Genomic DNA, 19,472 nt, shown 5'->3' with positions numbered 1-19,472 from the left:
GTCGCGGCGAACGTAACCGCCCGCGTCCCACGCCTGCAAGCCGGTCACTCGGACGGGTGACGCGAGCCGTGTGGCCGGGGAGGGTGGGTGGGCGGGTAGTTCTTTCCCCCGGTTCTTTGGGGAGGTCAGCGGCCTGCCGGGCCCTCGCGGACAGGGGGCCGGTGAGCCCGGGGCGTGGACGGCGACCAGAGCCCGGCGGACTCAGTGACGGTGGCCGCCGGCCTTCAACTCGCCTATGAAGGCGGCCCAGGAGGCGGCCTCGAAGCACAGCGCCGGACCGTACGGGACCTTGCTGTCACGGACGGGGACGACGGCCTCCTGGAGTCCGTCGGCCACCTCCACGCAGTTGCCGCCCTCCTGATTGCTGTAGCTGCTCTTGCGCCACACGGCGGCGCTCAGATCGGGACGGGACATTCGCTCCACGGTTGTAGCCCTCCATCACGGATCGGATCATGTCGAGCGACATGAGCGGGGGCAGGGCATTCGCCCGTAGCCGATCGTAGGTCACCGTGAAGCGGCTGACTTCGGCTGGATCCTCAATGAGTTGGCCGTAGTGCGCACCCTCTGTGTAGGCGACTTCAGAGCCGTCCGGCAGTGTCAGCACCGTCAGGGAACCGCCCATCGCGTCGTGCTCGCCCTGGTCGAACGGGAGCACCTGGACAGTGATGTCGTGCTCCGCCGCCACATAGAGCAGCAGCTCCAACTGCGCGCGCATCACGTCGCACCCGCCGATCGGACGCCTGAGAACAGCTTCGTCGAGTACCACCCACAAGTCCGGCCGGTCGGGCGAACCGAGCCGTTCCTGCCGTGTCATGCGGACGGCGAGTCGTTCTTCCAACTGCTCGTCACTGCTGAGCGTCAGGCCGACGCTCAGAACGGCTCTCGCGTACTGCTTGGTCTGCAACAGGCCCGGCACCACGTGAGCCGCGTACTCACGGATGACCACCGCCCGCTCCGAGTACTCCATGAACTTCCGCGACCAGTCCGGAAACGCCTCCCGGTACACGTACGGCCAGAGCTCCACCAGCAGATCGTCCGCACCGAGCGCCACGTCCAGCGCCCGCGCCAGATCCAGCGTCGGCTTCGCTCCGGACGCCCGCTCGATCTGCGTGATCCGCGTACCCACCACGTGGACCTTGTCACCGAGTCCGGTCTGGGTCAGTCCGGCCGCGAGGCGGAGCCTGCGCACCCGCGCGCCGAACAGCGCGGCCATCGACGAGCTGGGGTCAATTCCGTTGGCCAAAGCGTCACTTCCGTTCCTTACGGGCTCAAAAGTAAGGCTGCGTCACCTGTTGAGCGTAGGGCGGTCGGACGAATCTTGAGTGCGGAACGTGATGACTCGCGCACATAGCGCGACATCTCCCTGCTCGACAGACAAGGACGGAACACGCCGTGCTGACAGAAACGACCGTCCCGGCGGACGAGCCGGGGCGTGGTGCCGCGCTCCTCACGTCGGAAGGGGATGCCCTCACCGACGTGCAGAGCGAACCGCCGCCCCTTGCTGCACAGTTCGCCTCCTCGCCCCGCGGTGCGCGACAGGCCCGGCAACTCGCCGTACGGCACATGGAGGAGTGGGGATATCCGACGGCGTCGGACGCGTCGTGCGCGGTCGCCCTTGTTGTCGCCGAATTCGCCGCGAACGCCGTGCGGCACGGCCGCGTACCCGGACGGGACTTCGGCCTCCGGCTCGCTCTCGACGTGGCGGCGGGCCTGGTCCGCGTCGAGGTCGCGGACGCGGCCTCCGCGAATCGGCCCCCGGCGACCCTGCCTCCGTCGGCCCCTGAGGGCGAGTCAGGCCGAGGGCTGCTCCTGGTGGACGCCCTGGCCGCGCGCTGGGGTTCGGCGCCGCGTCACCCGCTGGGCAAGACGGTGTGGGCGGAAGTTCCTGTCGCTCCTTCAACTGGTGTTCGTTAGAAGCAAGTTGCGATAACCCGGGTTACCGCTGAGAACATGGGTTGAGCAACTTCTCCGCCTCTAGCGTCTGTTCCGTCACACCGGGCTCGCGCAAAGCGAGAGGCCCACGCCTCTCGCTCGCCGCACAGGCCTGGCCCCCGAACCGACCACGGAGGGCGGAGAGCGCCATGACGGAACATCCCGCACAGAGCGAGCCGAACGCATCTGACCAGCAGGTCGATCATCGCCGAGGCACCTCCTCGACGCTCTCCCGCCTGACTGCCCGCCTCGAAAGATCGGCGCTCGCCGAGGCGCCCCGGGAACTCCTGCGCGAGGCACTGGGCGCCACGGCGACGGACTCCGGCGCCCCCGCCGTTCCGCATCCGGACCAGCCGGTCTTCCTCGACTCCATCAGCGTCAACGGCTTTCGCGGCATCGGCCGCAAGGCGCGTCTGCCGCTGACCGCGAAGCCCGGCGTCACCCTCGTCGTGGGGCGCAACGGCTCGGGGAAGTCCAGCTTCGCCGAGGGCGCCGAGACGGCGCTCACGGGTCGGACCGCCCGCCTGGACAAGCAGCGGGGCGAGGTGTGGCGCCGGCACTGGCGCAACCTGCACGACGGGGCCGAACCGAAGGTCGAGGTCCGCCTCGCCGTCGCGGGCGACCCCCGGCTGTCCACTCTGACGTGCACCTGGCCCGGCGACGACGTCACCGCCCCCGAGGTCGAGTTCAGGCGGCCGGGCCACGGCCGTCGGCCCTTCGCCGGCATCGGGTGGGAGCGGGCCCTGAACGACTACAGCCCCTTCCTGTCGTACGCGGATCTCGACAAGGTCCTCAGCGGCAAGCCCAGCGAGCAGTACGACTCGGTCGCCGCCATCCTCGGACTCGGCGAGCTGACCGCCGCGGACGAGCGGCTCCAGGGCATCGAGAAGGCGCTCGACTCCGCGCTGAAGCAGGCGCAGGCGGAGCGGCCCGCACTCGTCGAGGTGTTGTCCGCACTGGACGACCCCCGGGCGGTACGCGCGCTCGCGGTCGTCGGCGGGGCGGGCGACCCCGACTTCGTCGAGCTCGACGCCCTCGTCACCGCGCTGCCCGACGCGGACGAGGGCCGTCTCCGGGAACTGCGCACGACCGCCGTGCTGACCGGACCCGACCTCGGCGCGGTCGGTGCGGCTGTGGACCGGCTGCGCGAGGCCGTCGCCGTACTCGACGATGTACGCGCCTCGGGCGCCGAGGACGCCCACCAGCGCGCGGAACTGCTGGCCAAGGCCCTGGAGCACAGCCGCCGGCACCAGGACGAGGGCACCTGCCCGGTGTGCGGGTCCGAGCGGGCGCTCGACGAGGCGTGGGCCGAGCGGGCCGCTGAGCAGGTGGCGAGCCTGCGGCGGGAGGCCGCGACTGCGAGGGAGGCCCGCACCGGACTGCGGGGAGCGGTGGACGCCGTCCGCTACCTCGTCGCGTCGGTCCCCGCGTGGCTGCCCGCCCCGCTCGTGGACCCCTGGGAGGAGTGGCAGGCGTGCCGGGCGATCGACGACGCCGAGCGGCTCGCCGCCCGCGCCGAGACCGCCGCGCTCGTCCTCGCCGACGCCTGCGCCGCGCTGCGCGAGGAGGCGCTGCGGGAGCTGGAGAAGCTGGACGAGGAATGGCGCTCCTGTGTCACCCGCCTCGCGGGCTGGCTCGACCGGGCCCGGCCCGCGTACGCCGGCAGGCCCCGGCTGCGCCAGGTCAGGGCGGCCCGTAAGTGGCTCAAGGAGGCGTGTGCCGAGCTGCGCGAGGAGCGGCTGCGGCCGTTCGAGGACCACTCGCAGCGGATCTGGGAGGAACTGCGCCAGCAGAGCAACGTGGACCTGCGTTCCGTACGTCTCACCGGCAGCGAGAAGGCCACCGTGCGCAAGCTGGTGATGGACGTGTCCGTCGACGGCACGGAGGCCGCGGCCCTCGGCGTCATGAGCCAGGGCGAACTGCACTCCCTCGCGCTCTCGCTCTTCCTGCCGCGCGCCGCCGCGCCGGACAGCCCCTTCGGATTCGTCGTCATCGACGACCCAGTGCAGTCCATGGATCCCGCCAAGGTCCACGGCCTCGCGAAGGTGCTGCACGACCTCGGGGAGACCCGGCAGGTCGTGGTCTTCACCCACGACACGCGGCTCCAGCGGGCCTTCACCAACCAGGAACTCCCGGTGACCGTACTGGAGGTGGAGCGGCAGGGCCGGTCCGCGGTGAGCGTGCGGCGGGTGACCGATCCGGTCTGCCAGGCCCTGGCCGACGCACGCGCCCTCGCCCGCACGCGGAACCTCCCGCCGGTCGCGATGACCCATGTACTGCCCAGCCTCTGCCGCACCGTCCTCGAACGCGCCTTCTCCGAGGCCGCGTGGCTGCGGCTGCACCGGGCGGGGATGGCCGAACACGAGGCGGAGAAGACCGTCGCGGGGGCCGTCACGCTGATGGACATCGCCGCCCTGGGGCTCTTCGGAGACCCGTCGAAGAGGGCGGGTGACGTCTACCCCGAGCTGCGCAGGCGGTGCGGACCCGGGGCGGTGGACCTCATCCGGCAGTGCCAGGAGGGTGCCCACCCGTCGGGCACCTCGATGCCGGACCCCCACCGGTTCGTGGACGACATCAAGGCCGTCGCCCTGACGGTACGCAAGCCCGAGGAGAGGCCGTGAACCAGACGATTCGCCAGCTGCTCGACACCGCCGACCTGCTCCTCACGGACACCGGCGAGCCCGCCACGCCCGCCGCCACGACCGTACCCGCCGCGTCCGCTGCCGCCACGGCGAGCCGGTGCCGAGGTGCCGCCTTCGCCCTCCGTGTCGCGCTGGAGAGCGCGGTCGCTGACCGCCTCACCGCCCACCGGGCGCCGCGCGCGATCCGGGAGGGCACCCAGCGGGCCGCGTTCCTCTGGCTCCGCGGTTGCGCCGAAGCAGGAACAGCCCGCCGCGCGAAGGCCGTGTGGAGCCAGCTCTGCCTGGGATGCCACTACCACCAGTACGAGATCGGTCCGACGGAGGACCAGGTCCGCGTGTGGCGTACCGAAGTTGCGGCGATCGTCGCCCTGTTGGCCCTCTGATCCGCATCGGCGCCAGGAGAGGCGCTGCCGGGGAGGAGACACGCGTGAGAACGACACCACGAGGACGGTTATCGCGACCGCCCACAAAGACCAGAAAGAGGAGCGGCACCACGACGGCCCGTACGTCCAATCGAACCCTGTACCGGCGTCCCCGAGAACCTCGGTGAAAGGCATCCGCTGGGGCGGACGCCCCCTCCTCAACACCGCATGACAGGACGGGCCGCGAGCAGGCTCAACCGACAGGGACTCTCTCCTTGAGAAAGCCGATCAGCAGATCGGTAACGGCCGATGGCCGCTCCAGGCTGGGAAGGTGACCTGCCCATGGCAGTTCGACGTGGTCGGCGTTCGCGAGCAGATGCGGCAGTCGGGCAGCGATCTGTCGGAAGTCCGCCAGATCATGCGCGCCCGACAGGACAAGGCAGGGCGCTTGAATTGCCGCCAGATCAACCACGGCCTCGACTGGCTCGAACTCCTCAGCGGCGGCCAGCTGCAGCTCGAAGGCGTGCCGCTGCATCTGGCGTACCGCCTCGCGGGCGGTCTCGTCGGCGTCCGGGCCGAGCCAGGTTTCGACCATCAGTTCCGTCGCGCCGACGATGTCCCCCGCCTCGATCAGCGCTTCCTCGCGCTCCCCGAGCGCTCTCAGTTCGGCAGAAGGTTCATGACCGGGCAGGGCGGAACAGATCAACCCAATGGCGCTCACCCGATCCGGCCAGCGCGCGGCGATCTCCAAGGCGACCTGCCCGCCGTACGAGGATCCCACCAGTGCCGCCTGCGCGATGCCCAGACTGTCCAGGAGGGCCAGCACATCCTCGGCGTCGCTGTGAGGCCGGTCCGGCGCCGGAGTCTCACCGAAGCCCCGAAGATCACAGCGCACCAGCCGGTAACCGGCGTCGATCAAGGCCGGCCACTGGGCATCCCACATCCGCCGGTCACACACCCCGGAATGCAACAGCACCAGCACCGGACCGTCTCCGGCCACATCATGAGAGAGCGTCATCCGGCAGACCCTACGCAGCGGCTGCTCGAAACACCTCCCGATTAGCACCGCCACTTCCCCGCCCATCAGCCCGGCGAACCATGCCGGTCACAGCACTAGCTCTGCCAGAGGCTCTGTGCTGCAATGGCCAAGTGCAGTTTGAGCATGACAACATGGTCGGGGTTCATTTGGCCGTGGCGCTGGTGAATCTCGATTCGAGTGGTTCATGGATGCCTGAGACGCTCGAACAGACGCTGCGGGCGCATCAGATTCGTCGTCCGCATGTCACTGGCTCCACATCCGAGGACATCAGAGCGTGGTCGCGGCTGATGAGGCCGGTCTTCGAGGCATCCTCACAGGCCGAACGCTGCCAGAACATCAACGCTCTGCTCGCGGACGGCGCCGCAAGCGTGTATCTGACCACGCACGACAACCTGCGGCCACATTTGCACTTCGCTCCAGATGCCCAGGACCTCCAAAGCCGCGTGAAAGCCGTGACCGCCGGAGGTCTGGCCATTTTCGCCCTGCAAGCCGAAGGGGAACGACTGGGCGTCTGCGCGCTGGGCTCTTGCCGGACCGCTTTCGTCGACACCAGCCGCAACGGCCGCCGTGCCTACTGTTCCCCCCGCTGCGCCAACACCGATGCGGTCCGCCGCCACCGCGACAAGCGACGCTAGCGTCGGGTTGGAGCTATGCCGGGACCAGTGCCACGACGAGGGGGACAGCGGCTATACCCAGGACCGTTTGTGTCGCGGTGATCCCGGCCATCAGTGGTGCGTCGCCACCGAGTTGCCTGGCCATGATGTACGACGACGATGCCGTGGGCAGGGCCTGGAAGAGCACGGCGATGATCAGCGCGTGAGAGCCCAAGCCGAAGAGCTGGGCCGCCAGGAACGTCGCGGCCGGCATGAGCGCGAACTTGACGGACGAGGAGGTGAGGATCGGTGCCACCCACGATCGTGCCGCACCGAAGCGCAGAGCAGCACCGATGCAGAGGAGCCCCAGGGGCATCGAGGCGGCTCCCAACGCCTGGAGTGCTGGTTCGATGCCCGGCGGCACGCTCAGATCGAGCGTCTGCAGGAGGATGCCCCCTATACAGGCGAGGATGAGCGGGTTGGTCACGAGCTGCTTGACGATGCCCGCGAAGTGCAGCCGTGCGGTCCCGAACCGGGCGAAGACCAGCACGCACAGCACATTGACGGTGGGCACGATCGCGGCGTTGCAGACCGCGGCAAAGGCGACGCCCTTGGTGCCGAACAGGCCGGCAGCGATCGTCACGCCGATGTAGTTGTTGAATCGGATGCTGCCTTGAAAGACCGAGGTGAAGGCGTCTCCGTCCAGCCGCATCAGTGGCTTGCAGGCGATGACCAGCGCGGCCACCGCCACTGTGGCGGTGATCAGGACGCCTGCCAGGGCCCCGGCCGGGAGATCGTCAGTGTCGGCGGTCGCGAGGCTGTGCAGAAAGAGGGCCGGCAGCAGGACGCGGTAGCTGAGACGCTCGGCTTCGGACCAGAAACCTTCGTCCGTGATCACCGAACGCTTGAGCGCGTAGCCCAGCGCGATCAGCAGGACGATCGGCACGAGCGCCCTTACGGTCAGTGCGATCACGCGGAGACCCCCTCCAGCGTGGCGACGATGATGCGGCAGCCCTCCTCCACGGTGGAGAGATCGGTGGCGAAGGAGAGTCGCAGGTGACCCGGCGCTCCGAAGGCGCTGCCCGGGACAGTCGCACATCCCGCTTCGAGGAGGGCGTCCGCTGCTGCGAGGTCGTCGCCGGCCGCGAGGCGCGGGAAGAGGTAGAAGGCGCCGTCGGGTTCCACCGTGTCCAGGTGCCGGCTCCGCTTGAGGATCGCCAGGCCCGCATCGCGGCGTCGACGGTATGTCTCACGCCGTTCCGCCAGAAGATCCTGCGGCCCCCGCAGGGCGGCGACCGCGGCGATCTGGCTCACGGTGGAGGTCTGCGTGCAGTTGTGCGTCTGCACGGCGGTGATGCGGTGGATCAGATCGGGCGGGCCGAATCCCCAGCCGACACGCCAGCCGGTCATCGCGTAAGCCTTGGAGACGCCGTCGACCAGCAGGATCCGCTCGCGCAGGTCGGGCGCGGCATGGGCGATGCTGACGTACTCCCCGGCGCGATAGCGGATGTGTGCGTAGATCTCGTCCGACAGGATCAGCGTCGAGGGGTGGCGCCGCAGTACCTCGGCGAGAGCGACCAGGAGGTCATGGTTGCAGGTGGCGCCCGACGGATTGCCGGGAGCGTTGAGCACGACCCAGCGGGTGCGATCGGTCACGGCCGCTGCCAGCGCGTCAGGGGAGAGCCTGAACCCCGACTCGGTCGAGCAAGGGACGATCACGGGCACTGCACCGCAAAGGCGGACCATGTCCGGATAGCCGGCCCGGTAAGGCGCTGGGATGATCACCTCGTCGCCCGGGCGCAGGGTGGCGAAGAACGCGTTGAAGATCACCTGCTTGGCACCGCACCCCACGGCCACCTCGGCATCCGAATAGCTCAGAGCACGGTCTCGTTCCAGCGCATGCCGTGCAGCACGGCGCAGTTCGGGTATCCCGTTGGCCGGCGTGTAGCCCATGGGGCGGGCGGCGGCTCGCTGGGCGGCGGCAACGGCGTGAACGGGTGGGGCGAAGTCCGGCTCACCGAGCGTGAGGTCGATGATGCGACGGCCGGCCGCACGGTACTCGGCCGCCCGGCGAGCCATCTCCAGGATCGGCGAACCGGCAGGCGCCGTGGGGGGACTAGACAACGGTCACCACCCTCACCATCGACCGGCCGACAGCCCACGGCGAGCGGCGTGTACTCGCTCGGGCCGGCGACAGCTCGGGCTCGGCCGACCGCGCGTCTCCTGCTTCTTCGCTGGTCGGGCGGGATGGATCAGTGGTCTGCGGGCTGAGCGTCGTACCGTTCATGCCGTTCATGCCGTTCATGCCCGACAGACTGATGTAACGTCGTTAGGCATTTCAACCATTACGGAACCATCGGGCGGCCCCTGGGGTGGCGGTCCGGCGCCCCCGCCGGTGTGAACCCGCACGCGGTGGCGGCTGTCTGCGGAAACGCCGACAGTGCTTGGAGGCAAGTCCTCCAAGCACTGTGGAAGAACGGCTGATGTCAGATCGGTGCTCGTGCGGTGCGGGGCGCCTCCCGGCCCGTCACAGACCCATGTCCGCCAGCCACTCCGTCGTGGTCCGGGGCGTGATGCCCAGCAGCTTCTGCGCGGAGTTCTCCGGCGCGATCGAGCGGCCCGGCATCGCGCTCATGGCCCGGTACGCCTCCGCGATGCCGACTGCGGGACCTTCACCGATCAGGGGTGCCACCGAGGTACGGAACTCATCAGGGCTGATCGGCCCGAAGACCACGTCCCGCCCGAACCGGGCGGCGAACGCCTCGGCCAGGTCCGGACCGGTGATCGCCGGGTACTGCCCGACCCCGACCACCCCGGTGACGTCGGGCCGATCGAGCAAGGCGACCGCGACGTCGGCGATGTCCAGGTGCGACGCCCAGGAGACGGGGAAGTCGGCGCGGATCGGGTAGGGCAGTACGCCTCGCTCCCGGACGGAGTCGACGACGTACGGCATGAGCAGGTTCTCCAGGTACAGCTCGGGGGCGATCACCGCATGGGACACCCCGCTGTCCGCCAGGCCGGCGGCCAGCGTCGCGGCGGCGCCGCCGGTTGCGGGGTCGATCTGGAAACCGCTGGTGGAGAACACCACGCGGCCCGGCCGGGCCGAACGGACGGCGGCGAGGATGTTGTTCGCGAAGGCCAGGCGGTCCTCCTCCGTGCCCACCGGCAGGTGGACGAACACTCCGTCGGCGCCGCGGTAGGCGGCGGTCAGGTCGGTGACGGAGGAGTAGCTCGCGGCCACGACGCGCACGCCGTCCACGACAGCGTCCGGGTTGCGGGTCAGCGCGGTCACGGACCTGCCCGCGGCGGTGAGTGCGGAAACGACAGGGGCACCTTGGGCGCCGGTGGCGCCATGGATCACGTAGGTCATGCCGGCTATTAGTGCACACGATGCATCGGTTACATCAACTGCACTAATGGGTTATTCTCAAAAAGTGACCGATCCCTGTCTTCCCGAGTGCGGTGTGGCCCGGTTCCTCACCCTTCTCAACGGCCCCTGGGCCACCCTCATCGTGCGCGAACTCCTCAAGGGCCCTCACCGCTTCACCGAACTGCGCCAGGCCCTGCCCGGCATCAGCCCCCACACTCTGACCAGTCGGCTGCGCCAGTTCGAGACCCACGGCATCGTCATCCGCACCACGTACGCGGAGATCCCCCCGCGCGTCGAGTACCGCCTCACTCCCCTCGGCGAGGGCCTGCGCGACGTTCTCGACGCCATGGCGACCTGGGCCGAGTCGGTCCCTGCCCCGGAGACCGTCCCCTAGGTCCCCGGCCGAGGGGACAGGTGAGCAACGGTAAGCGCCGATCAGAGGGTCGCGCGCAGGTGGCTGACCGTGACGAAGTGGTAGCCGCGGGCCGTCAGCGTGCGCAGGATCTGCGGGACGGCGGCCACCGAGGTGGGGTGGATGTCGTGCATCAGGACGACGTCGTTGGGCTCCGCCTTGCTGATGACGGTCTGGGCGACCTTGGCGGCGTCGCGGTACTTCCAGTCCTCGGTGTCCACGTCCCACAGCACGGGTGAGAGGCGGGTGGCGGCCCGGACCTGGGTGTTGATGGCGCCGTAGGGAGGGCGGAAGAGGGTGGGCTCCTTGCCGGTGGCGGCTTTGATGGCGGTGTTGGTCCGGTTGAGCTGGGAGGCGATCTGCTCGGGTGTGAGCTTGGTGAGGTCGGGGTGGTTCCAGGAGTGGTTGCCGATCTCGTTTCCGGCGCGGGCGGCGGCGCGGACCAGGTCCGGATGGGCGGCGACGTTCTGGCCGGTGGTGAAGAAGGTGGCGCGTGCCTTGTACTGCGCCAGGTAGGTCAGCAGGGTCGCGGTCTCCGGTGCCGCCGGTCCGTCGTCGAGGGTCAGGGCGATGCACTTGACCTTCTTGCAGTCGGTGTCGTCGTCGCCGGAGGCGGTGTGGGTGGGCACGGCCTGCGTGGGGGTGTGGGTCGCGCCCAGGTCGAGCGAACGGCTGGGCGTCACGGTCTGCTGCTGGACACGCTTTCCGAACGCGGACAGCCAGGGGCTGATCGTGTCCTTGGGCAAGGCCACCGCGTAGGACCCGGCGGCCGGAGTGCCGACATCGCCGCGGTCGAAGGCCACTCGCAGTCCGCCGTCGGCGGTGAACGCCATGTCGTCCAGGACGGCGGAGCGGGAGGCCGGGTCGGAGAACGTGCCGTCGAGGGCGGCGGCGTCCACGCCTTCGCGCCCCTGGAGCTGATCCTTCAACGCGGTGACGAAAGCGTCCTGTGAGCCCTCGGCGATGAGTCCGAGGGCTGTGCGGTGAGCGCCGGCCTTGCCGTCGTACCAGTACGTCCTGCTCGACAGCCCGGACCCGGCGACGCTGCCGTCCTGTGTGGCGAGCCGGACGCCGAGGACGTCGCCGGACGCGACGAGGAACTGGTGGCTGATGTTGAGATCAGGACCCTCGGCGTCGCCCGTGCCGCCCTCGCACACCGCCGAGCGGAAGCGGGTCAGGCTCTGTTGGACGTCCTTCTTCATCGCGGCGGTCATCGCCTCCGCGCCGGGCACGGCCGGGTAGCTCGTCGCGAAGGGGCAGGAGTTGTGCTCGCTGCTGTCGCTGACGATCTCCAGACCCTTGATCTTCGACGGATCAACGCTGCGGGTCGGCGAGGGGGTGGAGGTGGAGCCGGGGCGTCCGTCGGGGGATGCCGTACCCGAGGGGCCGTCCGATCCGGACGAGCAGGCGGCTGTGAAGGAGAGGGCGCCGAGCAGCAGGAGCGAGGGGACGAGGGCGTGAGTGCGCATGAGACCAGAACCTGAGTGAAGGGGATTTCGCGACGTCACCGACGGGAGGCCGCGGTCGTTCTGGTCATTGATCGTTCAGGGCGGAGGCGTTTTTCAGCGACCTGCGGGGCGCCCTGAACAATCCAATCCCCGACTGTTCATTGCTCTTTCAGGTGCAAACGTCCCGATATGGCGCATCAGGGATATAGGTCCGCCACTGCGCCTCGGTCAGTCCGCCGCCGGTGCGGCTGCAGATGGTGCGGACGGCCTGGTCCGGGTCGACGCGGACACGCTGGAGCGGTACGTGAGGACCGGCGGCGTAGATCGTGCCGCCGCCGTCGGCGAAGGCGAGGGAGCGCATCTCGTCGCCGGGCGTGGGCAGGTCCGCCCCGAGGAGCTGCTGCGACTCGGTGTCCCACAGCCGCAGGGTTCCGTTCGCGCCCCCCACGGCCAGCGTGCCGCCGTCGGAGGAGAAGGCGAGTGCTCCCACCGCTTCCGGCTCGCCCCGGGAAACCGTGTCGGAGGTGCCGGTCAGCGCGCCCGTACGGTGCCGGAGTCCGCCGTCCCAGAGGGTGACGTGTCCGGTGGAGTCGCCGACGGCGAGCCGGCTGCCGTCGGGGCTGAACGCCAGCGCGGTGACCTCGCGGCCGTCGGCGAGCGCGCGCCCCGTGACCTTTCCGGCCCGGGGATCGGCGTACTGATCGTCGGAGCTCACGAGCAGGGCTCCGTCCGGGCGCGCGGCGAGTACCTCCCCGGCAAGACCGCGCACGGTTCGCGACCGCCGGTGGTTGTCGGTGTCCCAGATCTCCGTCGTGGAGCTGTCGCCGTCGGAGGGGGAGCGGACGGCCAGGAGCGTACGGCCGCCGGGTCCCAGGGCGAGGGCGGTTGCCGGCCGGTCGGCCGCGCCGGAGGTGGTGAGGGCCGTACGCACCTTGTGCGTCCGTACGTCCCACACGGTGAAGCGCAGCCGCAGGGAGCCGCGAGAGGACACGGTGTCGGCGACGGCGAGCGCGCGGCCGTCTGGGCTGAAGGCCAGCCTGGGGATGTTCTCGTCGGACGGGCTCGGCAGTGGGCCGAGCGTCGAGTGGGCGAGAACCGTGCTCTTGCGTGTGGAACGCAGGTCGAAGCGGTAGCCGCTGCCGGACCGGGTGACGATGGCCAGGGCGGCGCCGTCCGGGCTGAGCACGCTCGCGTCGGCCGGGGTGCTTTGCCAGTGCGGGGTGAGACGGTCGGTCAGGTCGAGGGTGTGGACGGTGGCGCCGTCGAGGTAGCGAAGAAGGCGCTGCCTGCCCGGGTCCCAGGTCAGCCAGTGCGTCTCGTCCTCGGACAGCCGTCGGCGGAAGACCTGCGTGCCCCCGGTCGCCAGCCGCCATACAGCGAGCTCCTGGTCGTCCGCCGTGGCCAGGAACTCCCCGTCGGGCGAGAGACCGGCCTGGGAGAAGCCGGTGTCGCCGCCGCTGGTGAAGTCGGCGAGCGCGCGTCCGCTGCGGACGTCCCAGACCTGGGCCCTGGTGCCGTAGACGGCGGCCAGCCGCCTGCCGTCCCCGCTGAAACCCAGCAGGCGCGAGCCACCGTCCGCGCCGGAGCCGGTGCCGCACACGGTTTTGTCCGCCTTCTCCCAGTCCCCCGGCAGCCGCTTGCCACCAGCTGTGTCCCACAGCTGGAGCGGCCCTTCTGCGGGGCAGAGGGCGAGTAGTCGGCCACCGGGGCCGACGGCCGCCGAGGAGAGGGTGCGCGGGATGCCGGTGGTGAAGAGGACCTTGCCGTCGTCCGTCCTGTGCAGCTGGAGCGTGCCCGGGCCGTCCGCCGGTCCAGTGAGGTACGCGCTCCCGTCGGGCGCGCTGCCCCGCAGCGACGCGTCGCCCAGCTCGGCGGCGGATCTGCTCAGCGGGAGGTTCCACAGCCTCGCGCTTCCGTCCGGCCCGATGACGTCGAGGTGGCGGGAGTCGGGACCGATACCGCCTGCCTCCGTGCCGCTCGGCAGGCGGTAGGTGGCGGTGACCTTGTGGTCGGCCACGTTCCGGGCGGTCACCGTGGTGCCGTCGACGCTGAGCAGGGTCCGGCCGCCGTCGGAGAGGAAACGCCGCACGTCCTTCCCGGTCCGGGGGTCGGTGAAGGCGTCCCGTTCCGGCTGCGCCAAGGCGCCCAGCAGCGCCGAGCGGGACTCGGTGAGCGGGGCGGTCTTCCAGGCGGCCACGCCGAGCAGCGCGGCGGTGCGCGGATCGGTGGAACGCAGACTCTCGGCCACCGTGGCCAGTCGGCGGGAGGCGGCCTTGGCCGCCTCCTCCTGGCTTGCCCGGTCGCGCTGCCAGGCGACCAGGCCGGCGGCCAGCGCCAGCACCAGGAACACGGACAGGCCGACGGCCAGCGAACGCGTCCGTCGTGCCGTGCGGGTCTCGGCCTCCCGCTCGGCGCCTCGGGCCGCGAGGGAAGCGGTGAGGAAGGCGCGCTCCAGCGGGGTGAGGTCGTCGTCCGGTTCCTCGACGCGTGCGAACAGCTCCTCGGCCCGGGCCAGTCGCGACCCCCGGTACAGCGCTCCAGGGTCGCGTTCCAGCTCCTCCCAGCCGCGAGCCGCCTCGCCGAGCCGACGCTGGGCGCGCAGCCGGTCCCGGCCCTCCTCGATCCAGCCGGCCAGGCGCGGCCAGCCGGTGATCAGCGCCTCGTGCGCGAGTTCCACCGTGTCGCCGTCCAGGGTGACCAGACGGGCGGCGACGAGGCGTTCCAGCACGTCCCGCGCACCGCTGCCGAGTTCAGCACGGGACGCCGGACGGCGAGTGTCAGGTGTTCCTCCCCCAGTCTCGACTTCTCCCCCACTCTCGGCTTCGCTCGAGCGGGGGTACCCCCATGACCGGGGGGACCCCCATCCCGGAGCGATCAGCCGCAGCAGGATGCGCCGGGCGACACGGCCCTGCTCCGCCGACAGCCCGCCGTACACCTCTTCCGCGGTGGCGGCGATCGCGCCCCGCACGCCGCCCGTCTCCTCGTACGCGGCCAAGGTCAGCAACCGGCCTCGGCGGCGCCGCCAGGTCTCCAGCAAGGCGTGGGAGAGCATGGGGAGCGCGCCCGGCTGGTCGACGACTTCCTCGATGATCCGGGCGGTGAGGGCATGCTCCACGTGCAGGCCGGCGGAGGCGGCCGGGCCGGTGATCACCTCGCGCAGCTCGTCCCGGCCCATCGGGCCGACCAGCAGAGCGGCCCGGCAGACGGCCTCGGCCAGCTCACGGTGGTCGGCGCAGTGGCCGTAAAAGTCGCCGCGGACCGCCACCACCACGCGCAGTCGGCTCTCCGGCCGCCGGGCCGGGAGCAGCAGCTCCAGGAACCGGTCGCGTTCCTCGCGGTCGTGGCACAGGGTGAACAGTTCCTCGAACTGGTCGACGATCACCCAGGTGTCCGCGTCGCAGTCGCGCGGGACGAGGGCGTTCTCGTGCGTCCGGGCGGGCCGCTCACCGGGGGTGAGCACACGGATCACCGCCGGCCGCTCGGCACCTTCCGCCTGCCGCAGCCTCGGAATCAGTCCCGCCCGCAGCAGCGACGACTTGCCGCTGCCGGATGCCCCGAACACCGCCGCGAACCGGTGCTCGCGCACCAACTCCATCACGTCGGTGACGAGCGCCTCCCGGCCGAAGAACAGATCGCTGTCATCCGGTTCGAAGCGGGCCAGTCCCCGGTACGGCGGCCTCTCGTCCGGCGCGGGCACCCGGACCGCGGCATCCGCCTCCCGCCAGCGCTGCTCCCACTCGTCCGGATCGGCGTCCAGCGCCTCGGCGTACGCCCGCACGACCGCCAGGGACGGCAGTTGATCACCGGCGGCGGCCTGCGACAGCGCGGTCACGGAGAAGCCAGCCCGCCGGGCCATCTCCCGGTACGGCGGCTTCCCGGCCTTCTCCCGGAGAACACGCAGGTCGTACGCGAGCCGCTGTATGGGACCGGCATCGGGGTCGACCGGCTTCTCGCGACGTCCCACCGAGAGCACCTCTCACCGCTTCACCCCGAACAACAGGCGTTCAAGCTACGTTTTCACCCCATCTCGCGCCAACTGCCCGACCTGTGAGCCTGCCCACGGAGCACGTCGGCCCGAAACGCCGCGCTGCCTCACAGCCCGCTCAGAGGGTGGCGCGCAGGTGGCTGACCGTGACGAAGTGGTAGCCGCGGGCGGTGAGGGTGCGCAGGACCTCGGGGATGGCGGCGACCGAGGTGGGGTGGATGTCGTGGATCAGGAGGGCCCGTAGCCACAGCACGAGGTGCCAGTCCTGGTCGTTGGCGAGCGGGTCGGCGGTGTGCGCGGGGCGGCCGTCGACGGGCGAGGGCAGGACAAAGGCGCAGGTGGCGGAGCCGTCCTGACAAGCTCGACCTCGGTGCCGCCCACACCCCCGCCCCGGCCGTCGCCGCCCAGCCGGACCCGGGTCTTCGAACTCGGCGGCGCCACCCACCTGTCCATCGGCCTGAGGTTGGTGAGGACCGGGTGGTTCCAGGAGTGGTTGGCGATCTCGGGGCCGGACTTCATCTCGGCGCGGACGATGTCCGGGCGGCAGGCGCAGGAGCGTGGTGGCGGTCAGGGTGCTCCAGTAGTCGGGGAAGACGTCTCCCCACAGGCGGTGGGCGCCGAAACCAGTAGCCGTCAGGTCAGGGTGTGGGCGTCCAGGGTGTCGACGTCCCGCAGAACGGGGGACAGGCTGGTGGCCGCCTTGCGCCCCGCGCCGCGGCTCCCAGAACTGGCACACCGGGCCCCGGCTGTACGACACCCCGCACGCCGAATGGCCTCCGGCAACGAGGTGAGCCTGGTGCTCGGCGCCGGCTGTCGGATCAGTCGGCGATGCCGGCGAAGGCGATGACCTTCTCGATGCGGGCCCGGACGAGGAGGTTTCCGGGTCCGCCGTTGCGGGCGGCGTACTCCTCGGCGCGGCCCTCACCCATGTAACGGGCGCCGAGGCGCCCGGCCCAGCGCAGTGTCTCGTCGGGGTCCTCCGATATCTCGGCGCGGCCCTGCAGCAGGACGAAGGCGTAGGGAGGCCGGTCCTCGTCCACGCACAGAGCGAACCGGCCGTCCCGGGCCAGGTTGCGGCCCTTGACCCCGTCCTTCTCCGTGTTGAGCAGCACGTCGTCCCCGTCGAGCAAGCGATCACAGCGGGCGGCGCCAGCCAGGTTGTCAACCGCATCGAGGCGGCCGGGTACTGCCGGCGTCGCCCCCACCCGCACGACCGGCGCTCCGCCATCGTCGAACTGACTCCCGAAGGACAGGACTTGATGAGCAGGGCCGTCGAGGTCTTCAAAACGGAGCTGCGGAGACAGACCGGCTCGGCGGCCTCCGAACAGTCCCTGGTGCACTTCGCCCGCGACACTGAGCGCGTTGCGGGCCACCCTTTCCTCAGACAGGCGGCAGACGTCCACCGATCTGGACGCTTGATCGTGCGCGCTGGCCGGTGCCCCGCACACGCATCGAGCGCTGGTGGCAGCTCCCTCCGCCGGGAGCCCGGGGAGCCGCCCGGGCTCCGGATTCCGAAGTCGGCTCCCAAATGGCTCCCAGAATGGCCCCCGAACGACTCAGGGGCCCGACCCGCTGAGCGGATCAGGCCCCTGACCTGGTGTTTCTCTGTCGGGGTGGCGGGATTTGAACCCACGACCTCTTCGTCCCGAACGAAGCGCGCTGCCAAGCTGCGCTACACCCCGATGTCGCTGCTGTTCGCGGCGACGACGTTTACTCTAGCCCACCGGTGGCTGGAGACGAAATCCGGTTTTCGCGCGGTGATGGGCGCGGTGGCGGACCGGGTTGGGGCGGGTGTGGTCGAGGGCCACGAGGAGGACGGCCAGGGCGTAGATGGCGAGGCCGATGAGGAGGGCGTTGGCCAGGACGCTCCGGTAGCCGTGCCGGGCCACGTCGAGGAACGGGTAGAGGTAGTGGGTCGGCGTGCCGGGGGCGAGGAGCTCGCCGCGGGCGAGGGTGAACGCCAGGTAGGTGAGGGGATAGAGCAGCCAGGTCGCTGCCTGGCGCAGGTGCAGCTGGCCGGGGGCCGTCAGGAGCAGCCAGTCCAGCAGGGCCGCGAGGGGCGTCACCGTGTGCAGGACCTGGGTGGTGATCGCGTGCCGGCCTGTCGGGTCGGTGGCCTCGCCCGTCAGGACGCCGGGCAGTGCGAAGGGGCTCGATTCGTTCGCCAGGAGCAGGTGGTAGACCAGGCCCGTGACCATGGCGTAGAGCAGCGTGGCGCCCGTCAGTGCCGACGGGAGGGGGCGACGGGCGGTCCAGGCGCGGCGGGCCGCGAGGATGAAGACCAGAGCCAGCAGGATGTTGGCCTGGATCGCGAAGTGGCTCAGGGTGCGCAGCGGGCTGCCGAGGGTCAGCTCCACGGTGACCGCCGCTGCCGCGGCCAGGGCGATCAGCAGGCGGCACGCAGCGGCCAAGGGGCGGCGTACGGGGGCCATCACCGCTGCGGCGGGGACGTGGGAGGGCGGCAGCGCGGGAATGCCCGGTATAGCGGGGAGATCCGGGATGTCCCTGGGTATCGGGGCGGTCATGCCCTCACGCTAAGCAGGGCGGATAAAAGCGGCGATACGGGTGGGCTGTGCGGGTTACGCCGGGGCGTCCCCAGCCACCCCCAGCTGCCCCTGGCCGTCCGTAGCCGCCCCTGGTCGTCCCTGGTCGTCCCTTGTCGTCCCTGGTCCCGCCCCACCAACTACTCCCGCCCCACCAACTACTCCCGCCCCACCAACGTCAACAACGTCGCCTCCGGCGGGCAGGCGAAGCGGAACGGGGTGTAGCGGTTCGTGCCGCAGCCCGCCGAGACGTGCAAGTAGGACGTACGGCCTTCCGCCGTGTGCGTGGACAGGCCCTTCACGCGGTCCGTGTCCAGGTCGCAGTTGGTGACCAGGGCGCCGTAGAAGGGGATGCAGAGCTGGCCGCCGTGGGTGTGGCCGGCCAGGACCAGGGGGTAGTCGTCGGCCGTGTACGCGTCCAGGACGCGCAGGTACGGCGCGTGCACCACGCCCATCGCGAAGTCGGCGGCACCCGACGGGCCACCGGCCACCTGCTGGTAGCGGTCCCTCTTGATGTGCGGGTCGTCCAGGCCGGTGAGCTCCACGGACAGGCCCTCGACCTTCAGCGTCCCGCGCGTGTTCGTCAGGTTGAGCCAGCCCGCGGCGTCGAAGCCGTCGCGCAGGTCCTCCCACGGGTTGTGGATCGCGCCGACGACGGGCGGGTTGCCGTTGAGGCCGTGGCGGCCCTGGACCTTCTCCAGCAGGTAGCGGGCGGGGTTGCGCGGGGTGGGGCCGTAGTAGTCGTTCGAGCCGAAGACGTACGCGCCCGGGAACTCCATCAACGGGCCCAGCGCGTCCAGGACCTCGGGCACGCCCTCCGGGTCGGAGAGGTTGTCGCCCGTGTTGATCACGAAGTCGGGGCGCAGGCCGGCCAGCGAGCGCAGCCAGCGCTGCTTCTTGCGCTGGCCGCCGACCATATGGATGTCGGAGACCTGGAGCACGCGCAGCGGACGCATGCCGGCCGGCAGGACGGGGACCGTGACCCGTCGCAGGCGGAAGGAACGGGCCTCGAAGCCCGCCGAATACAGCAGACCGGCGGCGCCAACCGCCGCGATTCCCAGGGGTACTCCGTATTGCGCGCGCATACGACCCATCGTGTCAGACCGCAGGAGCGCCGCAGGACGGGCCGTCCTCGACCGCTTCCGC

General features: G+C 70.7%; 17 protein-coding genes and 1 tRNA gene. 5 read left to right on the top strand and 13 right to left on the bottom strand.

Annotated features, from left to right (window positions below; all coding sequences use genetic code 11):
• Positions 1-201: 201 nt before the first annotated feature.
• Together ADL12_RS55950 and ADL12_RS01830 are read right to left on the bottom strand one after the other, a co-directional pair.
• Positions 202-336, bottom strand: a complete 135-nt coding sequence (locus ADL12_RS55950) for a DUF397 domain-containing protein (RefSeq protein WP_244187732.1) — start codon at positions 334-336, stop codon at positions 202-204.
• Positions 296-1,213, bottom strand: a complete 918-nt coding sequence (locus ADL12_RS01830; protein WP_062697697.1) for a helix-turn-helix domain-containing protein — start codon at positions 1,211-1,213, stop codon at positions 296-298. The genes ADL12_RS55950 and ADL12_RS01830 overlap by 41 nt, the downstream gene beginning before the upstream one ends.
• Positions 1,214-1,476: 263 nt before the next feature.
• Between ADL12_RS01830 and ADL12_RS01825 the strand changes: the two genes are divergently transcribed.
• The 3 genes from ADL12_RS01825 (at position 1,477) to ADL12_RS01815 (ending at position 4,957) form a co-directional block, all read left to right on the top strand.
• Positions 1,477-1,914, top strand: coding sequence for an ATP-binding protein (locus tag ADL12_RS01825; protein WP_425265057.1), 438 nt, complete (start codon positions 1,477-1,479; stop codon positions 1,912-1,914).
• 167 nt (positions 1,915-2,081) lie between these two features.
• Positions 2,082-4,553 carry an AAA family ATPase gene (locus ADL12_RS01820; protein ID WP_062697692.1) on the top strand — a complete coding sequence of 824 codons (2,472 nt, stop codon included), beginning with the start codon at positions 2,082-2,084 and terminating at the stop codon, positions 4,551-4,553.
• A complete protein-coding gene (locus ADL12_RS01815) occupies positions 4,550-4,957 on the top strand; it encodes a hypothetical protein (protein WP_062697690.1) in 408 nt (135 codons plus the stop codon). Before ADL12_RS01820 ends, ADL12_RS01815 begins: the two co-directional genes overlap by 4 nt.
• 232 nt (positions 4,958-5,189) lie before the next feature.
• Here ADL12_RS01815 and ADL12_RS01810 read toward each other — a convergent pair whose 3' ends face one another.
• Positions 5,190-5,954 carry an alpha/beta fold hydrolase gene (locus ADL12_RS01810; protein WP_062697688.1) on the bottom strand — a complete coding sequence of 255 codons (765 nt, stop codon included), beginning with the start codon at positions 5,952-5,954 and terminating at the stop codon, positions 5,190-5,192.
• 131 nt (positions 5,955-6,085) lie between these two features.
• Here ADL12_RS01810 and ADL12_RS01805 point away from each other — a divergent pair, with 131 nt between their 5' ends.
• A complete protein-coding gene (locus ADL12_RS01805; RefSeq protein WP_062697686.1) occupies positions 6,086-6,610 on the top strand; it encodes a CGNR zinc finger domain-containing protein in 525 nt (174 codons plus the stop codon).
• Between the two features lie 13 nt (positions 6,611-6,623).
• Here the strand turns inward: ADL12_RS01805 and ADL12_RS01800 are convergent, their stop codons facing one another.
• The 3 genes from ADL12_RS01800 to ADL12_RS01790 all read right to left on the bottom strand — a co-directional run bounded on the left by ADL12_RS01800 (position 6,624) and on the right by ADL12_RS01790 (position 9,938).
• Positions 6,624-7,541 (bottom strand): AEC family transporter, encoded by a 918-nt coding sequence (locus ADL12_RS01800; protein ID WP_062697684.1) that lies wholly within the window; start codon positions 7,539-7,541, stop codon positions 6,624-6,626.
• Entirely contained in the window at positions 7,538-8,692 is a 1,155-nt protein-coding gene (locus ADL12_RS01795; RefSeq protein ID WP_208614449.1) for an aminotransferase class I/II-fold pyridoxal phosphate-dependent enzyme, read from the bottom strand. The genes ADL12_RS01800 and ADL12_RS01795 overlap by 4 nt, the downstream gene beginning before the upstream one ends.
• 403 nt (positions 8,693-9,095) lie before the next feature.
• Positions 9,096-9,938, bottom strand: coding sequence for an SDR family oxidoreductase (locus ADL12_RS01790; RefSeq protein WP_062697679.1), 843 nt, complete (start codon positions 9,936-9,938; stop codon positions 9,096-9,098).
• 64 nt (positions 9,939-10,002) lie between these two features.
• Between ADL12_RS01790 and ADL12_RS01785 the strand changes: the two genes are divergently transcribed.
• Positions 10,003-10,332 carry a winged helix-turn-helix transcriptional regulator gene (locus tag ADL12_RS01785; RefSeq protein WP_107119803.1) on the top strand — a complete coding sequence of 110 codons (330 nt, stop codon included), beginning with the start codon at positions 10,003-10,005 and terminating at the stop codon, positions 10,330-10,332.
• A 41-nt stretch (positions 10,333-10,373) separates the two neighbouring features.
• On the opposite strand, the gene ADL12_RS49170 is transcribed toward ADL12_RS01785, so the two are convergent.
• From ADL12_RS49170 to ADL12_RS01755, 7 genes are all read right to left on the bottom strand, one after another.
• Positions 10,374-11,819 (bottom strand): polysaccharide deacetylase family protein, encoded by a 1,446-nt coding sequence (locus tag ADL12_RS49170; protein ID WP_063806599.1) that lies wholly within the window; start codon positions 11,817-11,819, stop codon positions 10,374-10,376.
• 148 nt (positions 11,820-11,967) lie between these two features.
• Entirely contained in the window at positions 11,968-15,762 is a 3,795-nt protein-coding gene (locus tag ADL12_RS01775; protein WP_063806601.1) for an nSTAND1 domain-containing NTPase, read from the bottom strand.
• 139 nt (positions 15,763-15,901) lie between these two features.
• Complete coding sequence (locus tag ADL12_RS49480; RefSeq protein ID WP_079051792.1) at positions 15,902-16,228, bottom strand: hypothetical protein; 327 nt, start codon at positions 16,226-16,228, stop codon at positions 15,902-15,904.
• A gap of 373 nt (positions 16,229-16,601) precedes the next feature.
• Positions 16,602-16,940 carry a PPOX class F420-dependent oxidoreductase gene (locus ADL12_RS01770; RefSeq protein ID WP_482261697.1) on the bottom strand — a complete coding sequence of 113 codons (339 nt, stop codon included), beginning with the start codon at positions 16,938-16,940 and terminating at the stop codon, positions 16,602-16,604.
• Between the two features lie 451 nt (positions 16,941-17,391).
• Positions 17,392-17,465: transfer RNA gene (locus tag ADL12_RS01765), tRNA-Pro, on the bottom strand.
• 33 nt (positions 17,466-17,498) lie between these two features.
• Positions 17,499-18,308: a Pr6Pr family membrane protein gene (locus ADL12_RS01760; protein ID WP_062697675.1), complete on the bottom strand. Its 810-nt coding sequence runs from the start codon at positions 18,306-18,308 to the stop codon at positions 17,499-17,501.
• A 176-nt stretch (positions 18,309-18,484) separates the two neighbouring features.
• Positions 18,485-19,411 carry a metallophosphoesterase gene (locus ADL12_RS01755; protein ID WP_062697673.1) on the bottom strand — a complete coding sequence of 309 codons (927 nt, stop codon included), beginning with the start codon at positions 19,409-19,411 and terminating at the stop codon, positions 18,485-18,487.
• Positions 19,412-19,472: the final 61 nt, after the last annotated feature.

This window comes from Streptomyces regalis, from assembly GCF_001509475.1.
Taxonomy (GTDB): Bacteria; Actinomycetota; Actinomycetes; order Streptomycetales; family Streptomycetaceae; genus Streptomyces; species Streptomyces regalis.
Note: the sequence above shows the minus strand (reverse complement) of the source record. Positions and strands in the feature narration are given on the sequence as shown.

Coding starts and splice junctions, on each gene's coding strand:
- ADL12_RS01830 (WP_062697697.1), bottom strand. CDS start 1,213: ATGGCCGCGCTGTTCGGCGCGCGGGTGCGCAGGCTCCGCCTCGCGGCC.
- ADL12_RS01820 (WP_062697692.1), top strand. CDS start 2,082: ATGACGGAACATCCCGCACAGAGCGAGCCGAACGCATCTGACCAGCAG.
- ADL12_RS01810 (WP_062697688.1), bottom strand. CDS start 5,954: ATGACGCTCTCTCATGATGTGGCCGGAGACGGTCCGGTGCTGGTGCTG.
- ADL12_RS01790 (WP_062697679.1), bottom strand. CDS start 9,938: ATGACCTACGTGATCCATGGCGCCACCGGCGCCCAAGGTGCCCCTGTC.
- ADL12_RS49170 (WP_063806599.1), bottom strand. CDS start 11,819: ATGCGCACTCACGCCCTCGTCCCCTCGCTCCTGCTGCTCGGCGCCCTC.
- ADL12_RS01760 (WP_062697675.1), bottom strand. CDS start 18,308: ATGACCGCCCCGATACCCAGGGACATCCCGGATCTCCCCGCTATACCG.
- ADL12_RS01755 (WP_062697673.1), bottom strand. CDS start 19,411: ATGCGCGCGCAATACGGAGTACCCCTGGGAATCGCGGCGGTTGGCGCC.